The sequence below is a fragment of the Kitasatospora sp. NPDC091276 genome (assembly GCF_040684355.1).
In the GTDB taxonomy this organism is placed as follows: domain Bacteria; phylum Actinomycetota; class Actinomycetes; order Streptomycetales; family Streptomycetaceae; genus Kitasatospora.
Genome location: NZ_JBFBFU010000015.1, coordinates 1 through 17,455, shown reverse-complemented (window position 1 = coordinate 17,455; position 17,455 = coordinate 1). Strand labels below are relative to the sequence as shown.

The 17,455-nt window shown below is 69.6% G+C and carries 16 protein-coding genes and 3 pseudogenes; 5 read left to right on the top strand and 14 right to left on the bottom strand.

From position 1 onward, the window contains the following. The 8 genes from cydB to AB0O19_RS19950 form a co-directional block, all read right to left on the bottom strand. A complete protein-coding gene (gene cydB / locus AB0O19_RS19985; protein WP_363621097.1) occupies positions 1-1,026 on the bottom strand; it encodes a cytochrome d ubiquinol oxidase subunit II in 1,026 nt (341 codons plus the stop codon). Between the two features lie 19 nt (positions 1,027-1,045). After that, on the bottom strand, positions 1,046-2,590 hold the full coding sequence (locus tag AB0O19_RS19980) for a cytochrome ubiquinol oxidase subunit I (protein WP_363581536.1): 1,545 nt from the start codon (positions 2,588-2,590) through the stop codon (positions 1,046-1,048). A 477-nt stretch (positions 2,591-3,067) separates the two neighbouring features. Continuing rightward, on the bottom strand, positions 3,068-4,432 hold the full coding sequence (locus AB0O19_RS19975; protein WP_363621095.1) for an EF-hand domain-containing protein: 1,365 nt from the start codon (positions 4,430-4,432) through the stop codon (positions 3,068-3,070). Positions 4,433-4,436: 4 nt separating this feature from the next. Beyond that, a complete protein-coding gene (locus AB0O19_RS19970; protein WP_363581540.1) occupies positions 4,437-5,015 on the bottom strand; it encodes a Uma2 family endonuclease in 579 nt (192 codons plus the stop codon). Positions 5,016-5,221: 206 nt separating this feature from the next. Next, complete coding sequence (locus AB0O19_RS19965) at positions 5,222-6,172, bottom strand: LAETG motif-containing sortase-dependent surface protein (RefSeq protein WP_363621093.1); 951 nt, start codon at positions 6,170-6,172, stop codon at positions 5,222-5,224. Positions 6,173-6,346: 174 nt separating this feature from the next. Continuing rightward, positions 6,347-7,966 (bottom strand): HAMP domain-containing sensor histidine kinase, encoded by a 1,620-nt coding sequence (locus AB0O19_RS19960; RefSeq protein ID WP_363621091.1) that lies wholly within the window; start codon positions 7,964-7,966, stop codon positions 6,347-6,349. A 12-nt stretch (positions 7,967-7,978) separates the two neighbouring features. Beyond that, positions 7,979-8,731, bottom strand: coding sequence for a response regulator transcription factor (locus AB0O19_RS19955; protein WP_063348402.1), 753 nt, complete (start codon positions 8,729-8,731; stop codon positions 7,979-7,981). A gap of 286 nt (positions 8,732-9,017) precedes the next feature. Continuing rightward, positions 9,018-9,491, bottom strand: a complete 474-nt coding sequence (locus AB0O19_RS19950) for a carboxymuconolactone decarboxylase family protein (protein ID WP_363621089.1) — start codon at positions 9,489-9,491, stop codon at positions 9,018-9,020. 142 nt (positions 9,492-9,633) lie between these two features. On the opposite strand from AB0O19_RS19950, the gene AB0O19_RS19945 reads away from it, so the two are divergent. Continuing rightward, the gene (locus AB0O19_RS19945; protein ID WP_363621087.1) at positions 9,634-10,590 is read left to right on the top strand and encodes an RNA polymerase sigma-70 factor; all 957 of its coding nucleotides are present in this window, start codon (positions 9,634-9,636) and stop codon (positions 10,588-10,590) included. On the opposite strand, the pseudogene AB0O19_RS19940 reads toward AB0O19_RS19945, so the two are convergent. The 4 genes and pseudogenes from AB0O19_RS19940 to AB0O19_RS19925 form a co-directional block, all read right to left on the bottom strand. Then, positions 10,548-11,135, bottom strand: a pseudogene (locus AB0O19_RS19940) (protein-L-isoaspartate(D-aspartate) O-methyltransferase); the annotation flags it as partial. The gene AB0O19_RS19945 and the pseudogene AB0O19_RS19940 sit on opposite strands and share 43 nt — an antisense overlap. A 209-nt stretch (positions 11,136-11,344) precedes the next feature. Next, a pseudogene (locus tag AB0O19_RS19935) lies at positions 11,345-11,686 on the bottom strand (MvdC/MvdD family ATP grasp protein); the annotation flags it as partial. Position 11,687: 1 nt separating this feature from the next. Beyond that, on the bottom strand, positions 11,688-12,026 hold the full coding sequence (locus tag AB0O19_RS19930; protein WP_363621085.1) for a hypothetical protein: 339 nt from the start codon (positions 12,024-12,026) through the stop codon (positions 11,688-11,690). Positions 12,027-12,164: 138 nt separating this feature from the next. Then, a pseudogene (locus AB0O19_RS19925) lies at positions 12,165-12,479 on the bottom strand (DUF5753 domain-containing protein); the annotation flags it as partial. 553 nt (positions 12,480-13,032) lie between these two features. Between AB0O19_RS19925 and AB0O19_RS19920 the strand changes: the two are divergent. Further along, the gene (locus AB0O19_RS19920) at positions 13,033-15,234 is read left to right on the top strand and encodes a transglycosylase domain-containing protein (protein WP_363621084.1); all 2,202 of its coding nucleotides are present in this window, start codon (positions 13,033-13,035) and stop codon (positions 15,232-15,234) included. 58 nt (positions 15,235-15,292) lie between these two features. Here the strand turns inward: AB0O19_RS19920 and AB0O19_RS19915 are convergent, their stop codons facing one another. Both AB0O19_RS19915 and AB0O19_RS19910 read right to left on the bottom strand, forming a co-directional pair. Further along, positions 15,293-15,493, bottom strand: a complete 201-nt coding sequence (locus AB0O19_RS19915) for a DUF397 domain-containing protein (RefSeq protein WP_363621082.1) — start codon at positions 15,491-15,493, stop codon at positions 15,293-15,295. A gap of 1 nt (position 15,494) precedes the next feature. Continuing rightward, positions 15,495-16,355 (bottom strand): helix-turn-helix transcriptional regulator, encoded by an 861-nt coding sequence (locus tag AB0O19_RS19910; RefSeq protein WP_363621080.1) that lies wholly within the window; start codon positions 16,353-16,355, stop codon positions 15,495-15,497. A 239-nt stretch (positions 16,356-16,594) separates the two neighbouring features. Between AB0O19_RS19910 and AB0O19_RS19905 the strand changes: the two genes are divergently transcribed. The 3 genes from AB0O19_RS19905 to AB0O19_RS19895 are packed head-to-tail and all read left to right on the top strand — an operon-like array spanning position 16,595 to position 17,333. Next, positions 16,595-16,957: an ATP-binding protein gene (locus tag AB0O19_RS19905; protein WP_363621077.1), complete on the top strand. Its 363-nt coding sequence runs from the start codon at positions 16,595-16,597 to the stop codon at positions 16,955-16,957. After that, positions 16,954-17,208 carry a hypothetical protein gene (locus AB0O19_RS19900; RefSeq protein ID WP_363581564.1) on the top strand — a complete coding sequence of 85 codons (255 nt, stop codon included), beginning with the start codon at positions 16,954-16,956 and terminating at the stop codon, positions 17,206-17,208. The genes AB0O19_RS19905 and AB0O19_RS19900 overlap by 4 nt, the downstream gene beginning before the upstream one ends. Then, complete coding sequence (locus tag AB0O19_RS19895) at positions 17,208-17,333, top strand: hypothetical protein (protein WP_363621076.1); 126 nt, start codon at positions 17,208-17,210, stop codon at positions 17,331-17,333. The genes AB0O19_RS19900 and AB0O19_RS19895 overlap by 1 nt, the downstream gene beginning before the upstream one ends. Positions 17,334-17,455: the final 122 nt, after the last annotated feature.

Here is a 17,455-nt window from a genome sequence, read left to right as displayed (position 1 = left end):
TCAGGCCTGGTCGAGCGCGGCGGCCGGGTCGTGCCCGGGGATGTGCTGGACGCCGATGCGCTTGCGGAACACCCAGTACGTCCAGCCCTGGTAGAGCAGCACGAGCGGCGTGAACACCGCGGCCACGATGGTCATCAGCTTCAGCGTGTACGGCGAGGAGGCCGCGTTGGCGACGGTCAGGCTCCAGCCGTCGTTGAGGGTGGAGGGCATGACGTCCGGGAAGAGCGCCAGGAAGAGCATCGCGACGGCGGCCACGATGGTCGCCCCGGAGAGGATGAACGCCCAGCCCTCGCGCCCGAGCTGGTTGGCCGCCAGCGCTCCGACCAGGGCCAGCACCGCGATGACCAGGGCGGCCAGGCTGCGGCCGTTGCCGTTGTCGGCCTGCGTCCAGAGCAGGAAGGCCAGCGCCAGCACCGCCGCCACCACGCCCACCCGCAGGGCGGTGGCCCGCGCCCGGTCGCGGATCTCGCCGACCGTCTTGAGCGCCGCGAACACCGCGCCGTGGAAGGTGAACAGGCTGAGCGTCACCAGTCCGCCGAGGATGGCGTACGGGTTGAGCAGGTCCCAGAAGGTGCCGACGTAGTTCTTCTGCGCGTCGATGTCGACGCCGCGCACGATGTTGGCGAAGGCCACGCCCCACAGGAAGGCCGGGAGCAGCGAGGTCCAGAAGATGGCCTCCTCCCAGTTGCGCTGCCAGCGCGCGTCGTCGCGCTTGGCCCGGTACTCGAAGGCCACGCCGCGCACGATGAGGCAGACCAGGATGATCAGCAGCGGGATGTAGAAGCCGCTGAACAGGGTCGCGTACCAGTCCGGGAAGGCCGCGAAGGTGGCGCCGCCGGCGGTCAGCAGCCAGACCTCGTTGCCGTCCCAGACCGGGCCGATGGTGTTGATCAGGACGCGCCGTTCGGCGGTGTTGCGGGCGAGCGGCTTGGTGAGGATGCCGATCCCGAAGTCGAAGCCCTCCAGGAAGAAGTAGCCGATCCACAGGACCGCGATCAGTACGAACCAGACGTCGTGGAGTTGCATGTCAGATCCCCTGTGGTCCTCAGTAGGCGAAGGCGAGAGGCTTGTCGGCGTCGTCGTCCGAGGACGGTCCGCGCAGGGTCGGGTCCTTGGCGGGGGGCTGCTCGGTCACCACCGGGCCGGCCTTGGCGTACTTCACCAGCAGCCGCACCTCGACGACGGCGAGGATCGCGTACAGCAGGGTGAAGGTGGTGAGGGCGCCGATCTGGGTGCCGACGCTCACGTTGGGGGAGACCGCGTTCGCCGTGGTCATCAGGCCGAAGACGGCCCACGGCTGGCGGCCCATCTCGGTGAAGATCCAGCCGAAGCTGTTGGCGATCAGCGGGAAGCCCATGGTCAGGATGCCGATCCGCCAGCTCCACTTGGTGAGGAACGGACCCATCTCCCGTCCGGGGGTGAGCATCAGCCGGGGCACCTCGGTCTCGCCGGTGCGGAACTCGGGGCGCAGGAACTTCTTGCGCCGGGTGGTCCAGAGCCCGATCAGGCCGGCCACGAAGGAGGTCATCCCGAAACCGATCATGAGGCGGAAGCCCCAGTAGGTGACGAAGATGCTCGGGATGTAGTCCTTGGGGTCGCCGCCGTACTTGGCGGCCTCGGCGGCCGCGGTGTCGTTGATTCCGGGGACGGAGGAGTTGAAGTCGCTGTGGGCGAGGAAGGAGAGTATCCCGGGGATCTCCAGCTCGACCGAGTTGTGCCCCTTGCTGACGTCGCCGACCGCGAAGATCGAGAACGGCGCGGGCGACTGGGTGTCCCACAGGGCCTCGGCGGCGGCCATCTTCATCGGCTGCTGCTCGAACATGACCTTGGCGAGCGAGTCGCCGCTGAGCGCGGTGCCGGCGCCGAAGACCACGGCGAGGACCAGGCCGAGCCGCAGCGAAGTGCGCATCACGGCGGTCTTCTTGGGGTCGGCGCTCTCCGGCTTGCGCTTGGCCTTCCAGAGGTGGAAGGAGGCGATGCCGACCATGAAGGCCGCGCCGGTGAGGAAGGCGGCGGTCAGGGTGTGCGCCACCACGGTGAGGGTGGTGTTCTGGAACAGCACCTTGGCGATGTCGGTGAGCTGGGCCTTGCCGGTGGCCGGGTCGATCGAGTAACCGACCGGGTGCTGCATCCAGGAGTTGGCCGCCAGGATGAAGTAGGCGGAGAGCACGGTACCCAGGGCGACCATCCACATGCAGGCGCAGTGGATCTTCTTCGGCAGCTTGTCCCAGCCGAAGATCCACAGGCCGATGAAGGTGGACTCGAAGAAGAAGGCGATCAGCGCCTCCATCGCGAGCGGGGCGCCGAAGACGTCGCCGACGAAGCGGGAGTAGTCGGACCAGTTCATGCCGAACTGGAATTCCTGGACGATGCCGGTGACCACACCCATCGCGATGTTGATCAGGAAGAGCTTCCCCCAGAACTTGGTGGCGTGGAAGTACTTCTCCTTGTTCGTCCTCACCCAGGCGGTCTCCAGCCCGGCCACGATGGCGGCGAGGCTGATGGTGAGCGGGACGAAGAGGAAGTGGTAAACGGTGGTGATGCCGAATTGCCATCGCGCGATGGTCTCGTGAGCGATTGCCAGCTCCACGTCGCCCTCTCTCCAACCGACCGGCCCTGTTGAAGGGCATGTTTCGGACAAACTTCATCTATAGCTGTAGACCGCTGCCCAACCACGCAAGCTTGTCCGCTTGTGAACGTGAACACGTTCACAAGGAGCAGTATCCATCATCCTTACGAAGGAATCGCAGGCGGGGTGGGATTGACACCTTCGGAACGGTGTGTAGCCGTACGTAGCGGGGCGTGGCCGTGTGTGGCCGTGTGTGGCCATGCGGCGGCGGTGCAGTGGTGAACGCAGTGGCGGTGGGGACAGTCTGCGGAGCCGCCGACGGCCCTGACAACGAACGGCCGGGCACCCGGCGGAGCGATCTTGGCCGATCCGTCGCTTGACACGACGGCGCCCACGCCGTCGCGGACGGCGTGGGCGCTGACCGGGCCAGGGGGCCCTGGCCCTTTCCGCGTTCTTCCGCTACGCCCTTCGGCTACGTCCGGCCATTACGCCCGGCCATTACGCCCGGCCGAGGAGCTGGGTGCCGGGGGTGGAGTCGGCGCGGGCGGTGAAGAACTCGGTGAAACCGTGCAGGAACTCCTCCACGGTGATCCGGCCGTCCCCGTCCACGTCCAACTGGCGGAACCCGTGCGAGAGTTCGGCCGGATGGACGCGCGGTCCACCGAACACCGCCCGGTACTCGTCCGCCTCCAGGAAGCCGCTGCCGTCGGTGTCGGCGGCGGTGAACACGGCCCGCAGCGCGGGCAGCAGCCCCTGCTCCAGATAGGCAGGATCCCGGTCGCAGCCCGCGACGGTGGCCGCCACGAACTCCTCCCGGCTCACCTTGCCGTCGCCGTTCGCGTCCATCGCCTCGCGCAGCTGCTCCCACCAGCCGTCGAAGGCCTGGTACACCCGCGCCTCGGCGGCCTCGTCCAACTCCAGCTGCCAGCACACGTTGTGCGCCATCGCCCGCAGGTCGTGGACGGTGAGGAAGCCGTCGCCGGTCTGGTCCAGCACCTCGCGGAAGAACCGGTCCACCCGGGACCCGCGCGCGTCCCGGCGCGGCGGACGCCACCGGGACGGGGCACCCCCCTGCCCCGGGGAGCGGTAGCGCAGCCGGTCCGGCAGCCGCGGGACGACCGCGCCGGCGCCCCGGTGCAGCAGCCAGGACAGCAGCGCGGCCCGCCGCGTCCGCACCAGCCCGAACCGCTCCCGCACCGCCGGCGGCAGATCCGCCACCGTCAGCGCCGTGATCGCCCGCGCCACCACCGCCCGCAGCACCCGCCACCCGGCGTCGCCGAGGAACCACAGCCGGCGCGGCCGCGGCGCCCCGCGCAGCATGTCCTCCAGCAGGTAGCGGGCCGCCTCGGTGAACTCCAGCCGCTCGCGCGCCGCCCGGGCGAAGTACGCGGGCAACTCGGCCGCACTGCCGGGAAGTTCGCCCTCAGGCAGCCCGAAGGCCGCCACCGACCCGGTGAACTCCTGGTACGCCGCCTCCAGTTGACCGGCATCGTACGGGTCCCCGCCCAGCCGCCGCATCGCGACCACGCACTCGAACAGCGTCAGCAGCACCCACGCCCGGGTCGCCGCGTCCTCGGCGTCGTACGCCCGCCCGTCCGGCGCCGTCCCACGGATCCGCTTGTGCGCCCGGTCCAGCCGCGCGACCTCCCGCCGCAGCGCCTCCCCGTCCTGGTAGAACAGCCGCCGCCCGCTCCCCAGCGTGTGCTCCACCCGCCGCCACGGATGCGCCTGGTACGTCGAGTGCTCGGCCATCCCGGCCCCCACCACCGGATCCGCCGCCTGCAGCACCAGCAGCCGCCACGCGACCAGCGCGATCCGCCACTCGGACAGGTCCCGCCGGAACGACACCCCGGGATCAACCACGGGATCAACCACGGCGCTCACCGGTGACCTCCGGCCCGATCACGAACCCCTTGGCGGGGCCCTCGGGGATCACGGCCTCCTCGCCGTACGGGATCCGGGTCGAGGACGCGTACGCACGGCGTTCGGGGTCGGGGCGAGAAAGTACGGTCACGGTACCGCCGTGACCGTAGTCATCGATGACCACGTACACCGGAATGTCCGCGGAAGCGTAGGCGCGCGGCTTGAATTCCTGGTCACGGCGTTCGTAGCAGTCGGGCCACACGACCTCGGCGACAAGGGGGATCCCGGACGCCAGAAGCCCCACACCCTCCGGGTGTTCGATCGCCTTCGTGTCGTCCGGTGCCACGGCGAAGTCAGGTTTCATCGCCTTCAAACCGGCGATCACATACCGGCCCTGCGTCGCCGTGTACCCCGTCCCGCGCAGGTGCTTCGTCAGCGCCTTCCTGAGGCCACCTCCCACCGCCGCATGGCGGAGGTCACCGATGACCGAGATGGTGATGCTGTCATCTCCGATCTCTGCGCGCGCGATCTTCGGGACGGCCATGGCCTTCCAGGCCTTCCATAACCTCTGATCAGGGTCCATAGCGATCTCCCGGTGCGTGAGTGAGCACGTGGACCGTCGCACACGACCGGGGGGCCGGTCGGGTGAACGGCCGAGGTTCACCCGATCGGGGCGTTTCGGGCCCGGAAACGCGAGACCGCAGGGCGGGCCGGGAGGGGGCCTGCCCTGCGGTTCGGGGGTGCTGTGGGGTTCGCGCCCTCCTCCCGAGCGGGCGCGAACCGGGTGGATCAGGAGGAGGAGCGGGCCGGCTTGCGGCGGGAGACGTAGAGGGCCGCGGCACCCAGGCTGAGGGCCAGGCCGGAACCCAGCGCCAGGTACGGGGTGGCCGGGTTGGAACCGGTCTCGGCGAGCTCGGTGGTCGAACCGGTGGTCGCCTTGGCCGGGGCGGCGGTCGTCGACCTGGCCTGGCTGCTCGCGGTGGTCGCCTTGGTGCCGGCACCGGTGCCGTTGTTGGTGGTGGTCGCGGTGGTGTCCGAGACCGGGGTGACGGCGGCGGGCTGCTGGGCCGGCTGCTCCGCCGGGGCCGGGGCGGGCTGCTCGACCGGCTTCTCGCTCGGCTTGTCGGCGGGCTTGTCGGCGGGCTTCTCAGCGGCGGCCTTGGCCTCGGCGAGGGCCTTGTCCGCGGTGGCCTTGGCGGCGGCCGCGGTCTTGGTGGCCTCCTGCAGCACGCCGAGCTTGCGCATCGCCGCGACCTTGGCGTCGTCCAGCGCCGTGCCGGCGGCGGTCACGGCGGCCTTGGCCTTGGTGTCCGCGTCGGTGGCGGCGTTGGCGGCGTCGAACGCCGCCAGCATCCGTACCCTGGCCGCTTCCAGTTCCTCCGGCTTCGCGGAGCGGTACGCGGCCGAGGCCTCCACGGCTTCGTTGTAGGTCTTCTCGTGGGCCGCGGCGGCCGTCTTGGCGGCGGCCTGGGCCTCCTGGAGCTTGCCGAGGTAGGGCTGCGGGTTGTTCATGAAGGCCGTGGTCTCGGCCTGCCCGGCGGCCTCGGCGGCGACGGCGGCCTGGTGGGCCTTGGCCGCGGCGGCGGCGGCCTTCTCCAGCTCCGCGATCGAGCCGGTGTCGTTCCGGGTCTGCGCCGTCGAAGCCGACTCCGCGAAGGCGGGTGCCGCGGAGAGCATGGCTGCGGGCGAGATCACGGCGGCGACGAGGGCGGCCGAGACCAGCGTACGGCGGAGTTTCACAATGACCCCTTTCGGGTCGGAAAGAAAGCAAAAGCCGTGTGCCGGGCTGTTCTTGACGACCCGACGGCGTTGATCATAGGCGCACGGATTCTTTACGCTCCATGCCGCATTCCGGCAATGAAAACGGCCCGCCATTGCTTGGTCAGCAAGGGAATTGACGTGTCGACAATGCCGTCAGGAAGTCCGGTCACCGTTGGTGGGCAGTTCGACCCGGAACGTGGCGCCGGCGCCGGGGGCGGTGTCCAGGGTGAGGGTGCCGCCGTGCGCGTGGGTGAGCGCGGTGGCGATGGCGAGGCCGAGTCCGGCGCCGCCTCCGCCGTGCCGGCTGCGGGAGGCGTCGACCCGGTAGAAGCGGTCGAAGACCCGCTGGGCCTGGCCGTCGGTGAGCCCCGGCCCGGCGTCGGCGACCTCCAGCAGGCAGACACCGCCCGCGCCGCCGACCCCGATCCGCACGGGGGTGCCGGGCGGGGTGTGCTTGACCGCGTTGCCGACCAGGTTGGTGACCACCTGGCGCAGCCGGGCCTCGTCGCCGAGGACGGGGGCCGCGCCGGGGGCGCCGGTGCCGGACGGGCCGGTGAGGGAGACGGGCCGGGTCGGGTCGAGGGCGGTGAGGTCGTGCAGCGCGTCCGCGGCGAGGGTGCGCAGGTCCATCGGGGCGAGGTCGAGCGGGCGTTCCTCGTCGAGCCGGGCGAGCACCAGCAGGTCCTCGACCAGGGCGCCCATCCGGACGGCCTCGCTCTCGATCCGGGTCATGGTCCGCTTGACGTCCCCGTCGGTGGGCAGCGCGCCCATCCGGTAGAGCTCGGTGAAGCCGCGGATCCCGGCGAGCGGGGTGCGCAGTTCGTGCGAGGCGTCGGCGACGAACCGGCGCATCCGAGCCTCGGATTCGGCGCGGGCGGCGAAGGCGGCCTCGATCTGGGTGAGCATGCCGTTGAGCGCGATGGAGAGCCGCCCGACCTCGGTGCCGGGGGAGAGTTCCGGCATCCGGTGGGAGAGTTCGCCGTCGGCGATCCGGGCGGCGCCGGCCTCGATCCGGCGCAGTGGCCGCAGCCCGGCCCGGACGGCGAAGAAGCCGAGCCCGGCGATCAGCAGCAGGACGGCGCCGCCGATCGCGAGGAAGGAGCTGCGCAGCTTGCCGACGGTGGCGTCGATGTCCGCGCGGGAGACGGCCACCATGACGTAGGTCGCGGTGACGGCGGGCGAGGCGTAGTCGCTGGGGCTGGCGGCGGCCGGGGCCCGGGGGGTCTGGATCGGCAGCACGAGCACCCGCCAGTTGTAGTGGCCGCGCTGGTCGGGCAGGTCGAAGGGGACGTCGGGCTCGGTGCGGGTCGGGTCGAGGCCGGCGAGTTGGGGTGCCGGGTCGCTGTCGGAGACGGGCTGGCGCATGACGGCCTGCACCTTGCCGTCCGAGGAGAGGTACTGGACCAGGTACTGGCTGGGCAGGGTGCTGCGCTTGCCGGTGACGGCGGGGCGCCCGGCCTCCGGGGTGCCGACCCGTACCGGGCCCTTGTGGGACAGCGGCAGCCCGTACCGCTGGAGCTGCTCGTCGAGTTGGTCGACCAGCTGTACCCGGACGGTGCCGAGCACGACGGCGTCGCTGACCGCGAGCCCGGTGGTGACCAGCACCAGCGCGAGCACCAGCAGCCGGGCGCGCAGGGACAGCCGGGACAGTCGGGACAGCCCGGACAGCCTCGACAGCCGGGAGAACAGCCGGGAGAACGGCCGCCGGGGCAGGGGCAGCCGGGAGAACGGCCGCCGGAACACCGACAGCCGGGTGGAGAGCCGGGCGGACACGGAGCGGACCGGTCAGCCCTGCGGGGGGCGGCGCAGCGCGTAGCCGATGCCGCGCACGGTGTGGATCAGCTTGGGGCCGTGGGCCGGGCCGGAGTCGAGCTTGCGGCGCAGGTAGGAGATGTACGACTCGACGATGGAGAGGTCGCCGCCGAAGTCGTAGGCCCAGACGTGGTCGAGGATCTGCGCCTTGGAGACCACCCGGCCGACGTTGGCCATCAGGTAGTGCAGCAGCTTGAACTCGGTCGGGGAGAGCGCGACGGGGGTGCCGGCCCGGGTGACCTCGTGGGCGACCGGGTCGAGGCTGAGGTCGGCGACGATGAGCCGGCCGTCCTCGGCGGGCCCGCCGGAGCGGCGCAGGATGGCGCGGATCCGGGCGATCAGCTCCTCCAGGCTGAACGGCTTGGTGACGTAGTCGTCGGCGCCCGCGGCGAGGCCCTGGACCTTGTCGCCGACGCCGTCCTTGGCGGTGAGGAAGAGCACCGGGAGGTGGTCGCCGGGGTGGCCGTGCACGGGCCCGGCGATCTGGCCGCGGTTGGTCCGCTCGCGCAGCTTCTCGACGACGGTGAAGCCGTCGAGGTCCGGGAGCATCACGTCGAGGACGACGAGGTCGGGGCGTTCGACGGCTATCAGGTCGAGGGCCTCGGTGCCGCTGGCGGCGGAGGCGACCCGGAAACCGGAGAAGCGCAGCGAGGCGGCGAGCAGCTCGCGGATGTTGGGTTCGTCGTCGACGACGAGGAGGAAGGCCTCGCCAGGGCCGCCGGCCACCGCGGACCCGCCTGGTGTGGTGACTGTGCCTTGCACGGGGCTTTCGCCTCCTGGTCGGACGATGGCATTCGGCATGAGGCTAGCCCCCGGAGGCTATGCGGCATCGATGAATGTTGGATTAACACCTTATCGGTCGGTTTTTTAAGCACAAGGCCCCCAGCGCAGGCTGGGTGGTATGCGCACGGACGGTAACGCCCCGGAAGCGCCGACGGCCGAGAGGCCGACGGCAGGGAACCCGACGCCCGCGGCCGGGGAGACCGCTCTCCGGCCGCGGAACGGGCTCCGGTCAGGCGTGCTGGCCGGGCCGGTAGCCGCCGGCGGGCATCCGGGCGATGACGTTGCCGCGGTTGAAGGCGTTGATGATCGCGATGAGGGACACCAGGGCCGCGAGCTGCTCCTCGTCGTAGTGCTTCGCGGCGTTCGCCCAGGCCTCGTCCGTGACCCCGCCGGCCGCGTCGGCCAGGCGGGTGCCCTGCTCCGCCAGCTCCAGGGCGGCGCGCTCGGCGTCGGTGAACACCGTCGCCTCCCGCCAGGCCGCGACCAGGTTGAGGCGGGTCGCCTCCTCCCCGCCGTGCACGGCGTCCTTGAAGTGCATGTCGACGCAGAAGCCGCAGCCGTTGATCTGGCTGGCGCGCAGCTTCACCAACTCCTGCGTCGCGAACGGCAGAGTCGATTCCACGATCACCTTGTTGGCCGCGATGAGGTGCTTGAGGAACTTGGACATGGTCTGGCTGGCGAAGGGGTTCAGGCGGGCTTCCATCGTGTGCTCCCTTGTCGTCGTCCGCTGGTGCCCTCTGAGACAGGGCACCCCGGCGGGCCGTGACAGGCGAGGATGTGATCTGTGCCACTGCCGTCTGGGCGCCGTTGGATACCCTGCTCGGCGAACCGAGGGAGGGGTTCCAGTGCCGGAATCAGCCATCACCACGGACGCGACCGGATACCGGCCGCTGCTGTTCTCCATCGCCTACGGGATGACGGGCTCCGTGGGCGACGCCGAGGACATCGTCCAGGACGCCTTCCTCGGTCTGACCCGGGCCGACCAGGCCGGGACCACGATCACCAACCTCAAGGCGTACCTGACCACGTCGGTGACCAGGCTGGGCATCAACCATCTGACGTCGGCCCGGGTCCGCCGGGAGACGTACGTCGGCGAGTGGCTGCCCGAGCCCGTCGTGGTCACCGCCGACCGCCCGGGGCCGGCCGAACACGCCGAGCTGGCCGACGCGTTGTCGATGGCGTTCCTCGTCCTGCTGGAGGCCCTCTCCCCGACCGAGCGGGCGGTGTTCATGCTCCGCGAGGCCTTCGGGTACGGCTACCCGGAGATCGCCGACGCCGTCGGCAAGTCCGAGGCCAACTGCCGCCAGATCCTCACCCGCGCCCGCAAGCGCCTAGTCCCCTCGGCCCAAGCCGTCGACACCCGGGCGCGCACGGCGGAGGCCGACGAACTCGCCCGCAGGTTCTTCGAAGCCACCGAAGGCGGCGACCTGGACGCCCTGCTCCGACTCCTCTCCCCCGACGTCGTCTTCCACGGCGACGGCGGCGGCAAGGCCCGCGCCCTCGGCAAGGCCCTCACCGGCCTGCGCCGCGTCGCCCAGCTCCTCATAGGCGGCCTCCGCCGCAACCGCAAACTCGGCGTCACGCTGACGCCCGCCACCGTCAACGGCCGCCCGGGCGCCGTCCTCCACGACGCCGCCGGCCGCGTCGCCAGCGTCCTCGAACTCGACATCGCCGACGGCACCATCCAGGCCGTCCACGCCGTCTCCAACCCCGACAAGCTCACCCACCTCGGCCCGGTCTCCGACATCGGTCTGCTACCTCAAAGCCCCCACCGAACCGAGGATCCGTCCGGCGCCACGTAACCCGCGTACTGCCCCTCCGGCCCCGCCTCGACGGTGAACCACTCACGGCGCGGCCGGTTGCCTTCGAGCCAGCTCCGGTACGCGGCTTCAACGGCCTGCCAGAGGTCGCGGGGGCCGCTGACGTCGACCGTGGACGAGCCGTCGGGGTGGTCCTGCACGCGGGCGGCCGAGCCATCGGCAGGATCGTGCAGGGTACGGCCGTTCCGAATGACCGTGGGGGCGAGGTGGAGACCCGCCCAAAAAGAGAACCCGTAGTCGTCCAGAACTCGGGCGCTGATTTCCGTGATTCGCCCGCCGGCTCGCGGTTCCCGAGCCGGCGGGCTGGGCTCGGCACCTGAACGCAGCGGCATGAACCCGGCGGGCCGGTGCAGGAACCGCCCTGCCGCGCGCCCGTCCGACAGCTTGGTCAGCCGGGCCAGGGCGCCTCCGCCCAGGACATCACCGATCGGGGCGACGATGAGACCGCCCGGCGCGCATTGGTCAAGCCAGGCCTGCGGAATCCGCCGCACCGAACACGTGGCGATGATCCGGTCGAACGGCGCTCCGCCGGGGTGCCCCTCCGCCCCGTCCCGCGGATTGGCGTGAAGGGCTTGTAGACCACGGGCTTCCCGATGCCGGTCGCGAACTCCCTTGCCGCTTCAGGATCGTTGGTGATCAACGTCCGGGGGACTCGCAGCCCCGATTCAGCCGCCACCCGGAGCTGGAACGGCTTGTACTCGGCGTCAGCAGCACGGCCTGGCGGCGGCAGCCAGCGGCACCGCAACGCGGACAGCAGACCCCCGAACCCGCGCCGCGCCTCGGCGGACGCCACGCCGCGGGCCTCGGAGGACATCGACTCCGGAAACTCCGGCACGGGCGGCCGACGGTAGTAGACCGCTCGTACCGCCGAGAGGTCGAGCGTGCGTCGTTCCGTGGCCAGCGTCCCGCACCAGCCGGCCGCCCCGTCGAGGCTGGCCGACAGGGCCAACCTCGACGGAAACCACGCCGTGTCCGCCCGGAAGACGGGGGTACCGCGCCGATTCAGCTCCTCGATCACGAGGTCGGCGGTGGGATCGAACGCCCCCGTGAGCACGAGGACGGCATCGGCGGTCGGCATCTCAGTCGTCGCTGCTTCCCGGGTCGTCCGGCGCGTCCATCTGCCCGGTGGGCTGGGTCGGGCCGTACGTCTTCGGCGGCGTGCTGGTCATGTAGACGCCGGGCGGGAGTCCCTCGTAGGTGCACGTCTGCGTGTCGTCGTCGTAGTCGATGTCGGCCGACAGGATGCCCCCGGCCCCGGTGACCGGCACCAGGAACCGGAAGGCGAACGGGCTCTCCGGGCCACGCTCGCCGTCCAACTCGGGCAGCGGCGTCGCCCCGGCCGTGCCCATCGGCAGCCGGGACTCCGCCCGGTCGAAAACCGGGACTCCCCGCGCCCGGCTCATAACGATGGTGGACATCTATACCTCCCTGTTGTTGCGCCGCATCGAATCGCAGGCCGCGCACTACCGCGCGCGGCCTGCCACACCTCGGCCACACTGCCCTCAGCGCCGTTGGACCGGGCACCAAACTATGGGCAGGGAGACCTATTTCCGCCCCGGCACGTCGGATTGAGGCGCGGCGAGAGGAACGATTCGAATATCCACATGCGGCAGGCGAGAAACGGAGATGATGCGGTCCAGCTGGCCAGCCATCATCGCGGCTGAAACGAGGCGCCATCGGAGAACAGGCTCGGTGATGACGAACCGCAGCGTTTTGGTGGTGTCGCAGAGGGATTGCTGCCTTGCAAGGCGTGCTGCGACCACCCTCGACAACTGCTCTTCGGTGAGGCCCCTTCTCGCGAACACGGCACGCACGTACTCCGGGGTTTGCAGCAGCCCGGGAACCAGGGAAGGCTGGAACAGGCGAAGAAGCTTTCGCGTTTCCGATACTGGAAACCGCCCAACTTCGAACAGGTGATCAGAAGTTCATCGACCGCACGCCTGTCCGGCGACAGCCCCTCGCGCGGGTGGGCGCGAGGGGGAGGCGGCTTCGGCGCAGGAAGTCGGCTTGGCCGACTTCCTGCGCCGGGGCGCGGGCAGCGCCGTGACGTGCCGCCGGCGACTGGGTGCGGGGCGCGCAGGGGTGCCGCCGGTGGGGCTGGGTGGGGGCGGATCGCACGAGTCGGCGTCGGGGCTCACCGGGCGTAGGCAACCTTTCGGCCCGTTCGCGGCATCTAAGTGGTGTCAGGGCCGCGAGAGGGGGAGGGCGCGGCAGGCGGGAGCCACGGGTACCGCAGGCGTGGTCCGTGGTCGTGCCTCGGGGGGGCTGGATTAGTTAAAGGCAGCCTGTATTTCCATTGCGCCAATTTGGTGCGTATGCGATTTGACGCGCCGCGGTCGACTTCCGCTATCTGTTGCACAGCCGTGACAGCCTTGCGCGAAAAAACGTTCGATCCGCAGAGTGCGTGAGGACTAGCATTCCGGGATGGAATCGAATCTCCCTCCGATATTGAATTCCTCCGACAGTGCGGCTCTCCCCCCGCCCCGCAGGACGCCGCTCCGGCTGGCCCGCTTCGGTGCGATCTTCCTGGCGGCGAGCGTGGTGTCCGGTGTGCTGCTGGCTGGCCTCGCCCTGCCCGCCGCCGGCGGTTTCGGGCTGACCGCCAAGGGCACGGCGGAGGGCTTCGAGGACATCCCCAGTGACTTCAAGACCCCGCCGCTCACCCAGGCGACGCAGATCTTCGACGCCAGGGGCGGCCTGATCGCCAAGGTGTACGAGCGCGACCGCACGGTCATCACTCCTGAGCAGATGTCGCCGTTCATGCGACAGGCTCAAGTCGACATCGAGGACGCCCGGTTCTACGAGCACGGCGCCGTCGACCTCAAGGGCGTGCTCCGCGCGATCAGCAAGAACGCCGAGAGCGGCACCGCCTCGCAGGGTGCCTCGACGCTGACCCAGCAGTACGTGAAGAACGTCAACGTCGAGAAGGCGGGCGAGGACCAGGCCGCGGTGCTGGAGGCGCAGCGCAAGACCCTGGGTCGCAAGATCCAGGAGCTCAAGGTCGCGATCAAGCTGGAGGAGGACCTGTCGAAGGACCAGATCCTCACCAACTACCTCAACATCACGTACTACGGGAACGGCGCCTACGGCGTGGAGGCCGCCTCCCAGCGCTACTTCAGCAAGAGCAACAAGGACCTGACCATCGCCGAGGCCGCCATGCTGGCCGGGCTGGTGCAGAACCCCTCCCAGTACGACCCGAAGCTGCACCCGGTGGCCGCGCAGAAGCGCCGGGACACGGTCATCGACAAGATGCTGGAGAACAAGCACATCACCGCGGACCAGGCCAAGGAGGCCAAGGCCGCCCCGCTGGGTCTCAACTTCAAGGACCCGCAGAACGGTTGCATCACCGCCACCGCCCAGGGCGGCATGGGCTTCTTCTGCGACTACGTCCGGCACGTGGTCAAGCAGGACCCGGCGTTCGGCCAGAGCGCCGCCGACCGCAAGAAGTTCTGGGACACCGGCGGCCTCAACATCTACACCACGCTGGACCCGGACAAGCAGGCCGCCGCCCAGAACGCCGTGACCTCCAACGTGAAGATCACCGACAGCGTCTCGGCCGCCGCCACCATGGTCGAGCCGGGCACCGGCAAGATCCTGGCCATGGCCCAGACCCGCCCGTACGGCCTGGACGCCAACAAGAACCAGACCGTCGTCAACCTCAACGTCGACGCGGCGATGGGCGGCGGCAACGGCTTCCAGCCCGGCTCCACGTTCAAACCGGTCGTCGCGGCCGCCGCCCTGGAGGCGGGCCTGCCGGCGACCCAGGAGTACTCGGCCCCGAACAAGCTCGAATACCCGACGATGAAGACCTGCGAGGGCACCTGGAAGAACCAGGGCCGGCCCAAGACGGTGGTGCCCAACGAAAGCGAGAACGAGAAGGGCCCCTACCAGCTGAAGCAGGCGATGGCGCTCTCGGTCAACACCTACTTCGTGCAGATGGAGCAGGAGATCGGCCTCTGCGCGGTCAAGCAGATGGCCAACAAGCTGGGCGTCACCGGCAAGGCCAGCGGCAAGCCGCTGGAGGAGGTCCCCGCGATGGCGCTGGGAGTGGAGGAGATGAGCCCGCTGACCATGGCCAACATCTACGCGACCTTCGCCGCCCAGGGCACGCACTGCGCCCCGATCGCCATCAACAAGATCACCACCGTGGACGGCAAGGACGTCCCCGTCCCGGCCGGCCAGTGCGAGAAGGCGTTCTCCGATGACACGGCGCGGGCGATGAACACCGTCCTGAACGGCGTGACCGAGAACAAGGGCACCGGCGCGGCGCTCAACCTGGACGACAACCGGCAGATCGCCGGCAAGACCGGCACCTCGGACCGCAAGCGGGCCGCCTGGTTCAACGGCTACACCCCGCAGCTCGCCACCGCCGTCTGGCTCGGCGGCCCCAACGGCGGCGTCGAGATGCGCAACATCACCATCAACGGGAAGTACCACAGCGAGGTGTTCGGCGCCGACGGCCCCGGCCCGATCTGGCAGGACGCCATGAACCAGGCCCTGCGCGGCACGCCCAAGAAGTCCCTGCCGATGGCCGACATCCCCGACCCGGCACCCAAGTCCGACCCGAACAACACCGGCACCGGCACGGGCGCCCCCGCCACCACCCCGCCCGGCCCGCAGCACTGACAGCAGTCACACCGGCGGCCCCTTGCGAGAACAGCAAGGGGCCGCCGGATCGTTTCGCTCAGGCGTCACCGGTGAAGTGGTCGAACTCCCCGGCCTTCGCGCCCCGGAGGAACGCGGCGAACGTGAGGGCGGTGGTGCGGACGATGACCTCGCCCTCGTCGGACTCCCGGAGTTCGATCACCCCGGCGACCGCGCGGACCTCCACACAGTTTTCGCTGGAGCTACTGAAGGACGACTTCTGCCATTGGTCTTGAGACATCTCAGCCTTTCAGGTTCTTGGCCGTGCGATGGATCAGATCTCGCGAATCCTCGCCGCTGAGGGCAGCCTTCTCGATGCGGTTGAAGACTTCACGATAGGACTCAAGCTCGCTCGGGGCATCGAAGAAAATCGGGCCCTGCGATGACTCCACCTCGGCCGTATCAAGCTCGGGTACCTCCCCGGAGGTGTAGATGAGGCTCTCGACCGGTCCGGGATAGGTGTGGGCGGTGAAGGGGATGACGCGGATGCTTATGTCATCCCTGAGGGAGTCATCGATCAGGCTGTGAAGCTGCCCTCGCAGCACGTCGGTGCCACCGAAGCGTGTGAGCAGACTGGACTCATGTAGATAGGCTTCGAGCTTCTTCCGAGGGCTCTGAAGGACCCTCGTTCTGCGCTCCGAACGGAACGCGACATGCAGATCGAGTTCGTCGGCAGGAAGTCGAGGGATCCGTCGACTGAAGATTCCTCGTGTGTAGTCGTCTGTCTGCAGAAGTCCCGGAAGGAACGTCGACGCGCAAACCCTGATCGTCGTTGCCGCGAAGTCCTCGTGCTCGGCGGATTCGAGGAAGACGTCGGGGATGTGGTTGCGGTACTGCTCCCACCAACCCTTGTCTCGCACTGTGATGATGCCGTTGAGGGCGTCGATGAGCGGCTGGTTGTAGCACTCGCAGGCATCGGCGACTGTCCGGAGCCGGTCCACGCTGACGCTGGTCTTCCCGCTCTCCATCTGCGTCACCTGGGCAGGGCTCACACCGAGCACGCGGGCAAGTTGGCTGCCTCCGAGGCCTGCCTGCTCTCTCATCTTTCGCAGTTCAGCGCCCAGGCGACGCTGACGAAGGGTTGGGTTGTGGCGACCTGGCATGGCGTCCTCTCAACATCCTGTGGGATCAGTGTGCCGCGTCGGCTACGGCAAGGACCATCCGTCCCCCGGGAGAGGGATCTTCCTCGCAACTACCTAAATTTAAGTTCCGATGCGCTATCGTCAACTTCAGATCGATCCGATGGATCGTCAGAAATGCCTGTTCGTCGGGCAGTAGGCGCCTGCTGCCCACGCGCTGAAGGCATCCCCCTCTCCACACCAGCAGCCTCGCGGAGGTTCCCGTGTGCACCCTCAACACCCCCTCGCTCGCGCTCGCCCGGCAGTCCCTGCGGGACGCCCTGACCCGCTCCGGGTGGGACGCCGAGACCATCTTCTTCGCCGAACTCGCCCTGGCCGAACTGGTCGTCAACGCCTGGAGGCACGGCAAGACCGCCTCCCCCGTCGTCCTCCTCTCGCTCCTAGACGGCACCCTCCGGGTCTCCGTCTCGGACGAGAGCGACGTCCTCCCCGAGCGACACCAGCTCCCCGACCTGGCCACGACCGGCCGGGGGCTCCAGCTCATCGAGGGGCTCACGCACCGCTGGGGCGTGGACACCCAGGAGCGCGGCAAAACGGTCTGGTACGAGCTGGACTTCGCCGCGTGAGCGCCGCCCGCGAACCCGTCGCGCCGGACGACCCCCGGATGCGCGACTACACCCCGCCCCAGATCGTCGCCCTGCTCGGCGAGGTGCACCAGCGCGGACGCTCCTACGGTCTCCTCTGGGGCTCCGCCTTCCCCCACGAGACCACCCTCGACGGCCGGATCCTCGTCGACTTCGGCAACGCCCCCGTGAGCACTCTGCTCAACCTCCTCCACCTCCTCCGCGACGTGGAACGGGACGAGGCGTGGGGGTGATGAGCTTCTTCGTCGGCGCGGCCCTGGTCTTCCTCCTCGCGCCCGCGATCGTCATCGTGGCCCTCGGTGCCATCGCGACCCTCAAAACGCCACACCCCGGCGACGACCGCGACGAGCAACACTGACCACATGCGAAGGCCCTCGCCCCAGGGCTTAGGTTCAAGGGGTCGTCGCAACACCGCTTGGTTTCAGACGGTGAGTAGATCACGTAGACGCTCGGCTGGGGTATCCCAGCCGAGCGTCTTGC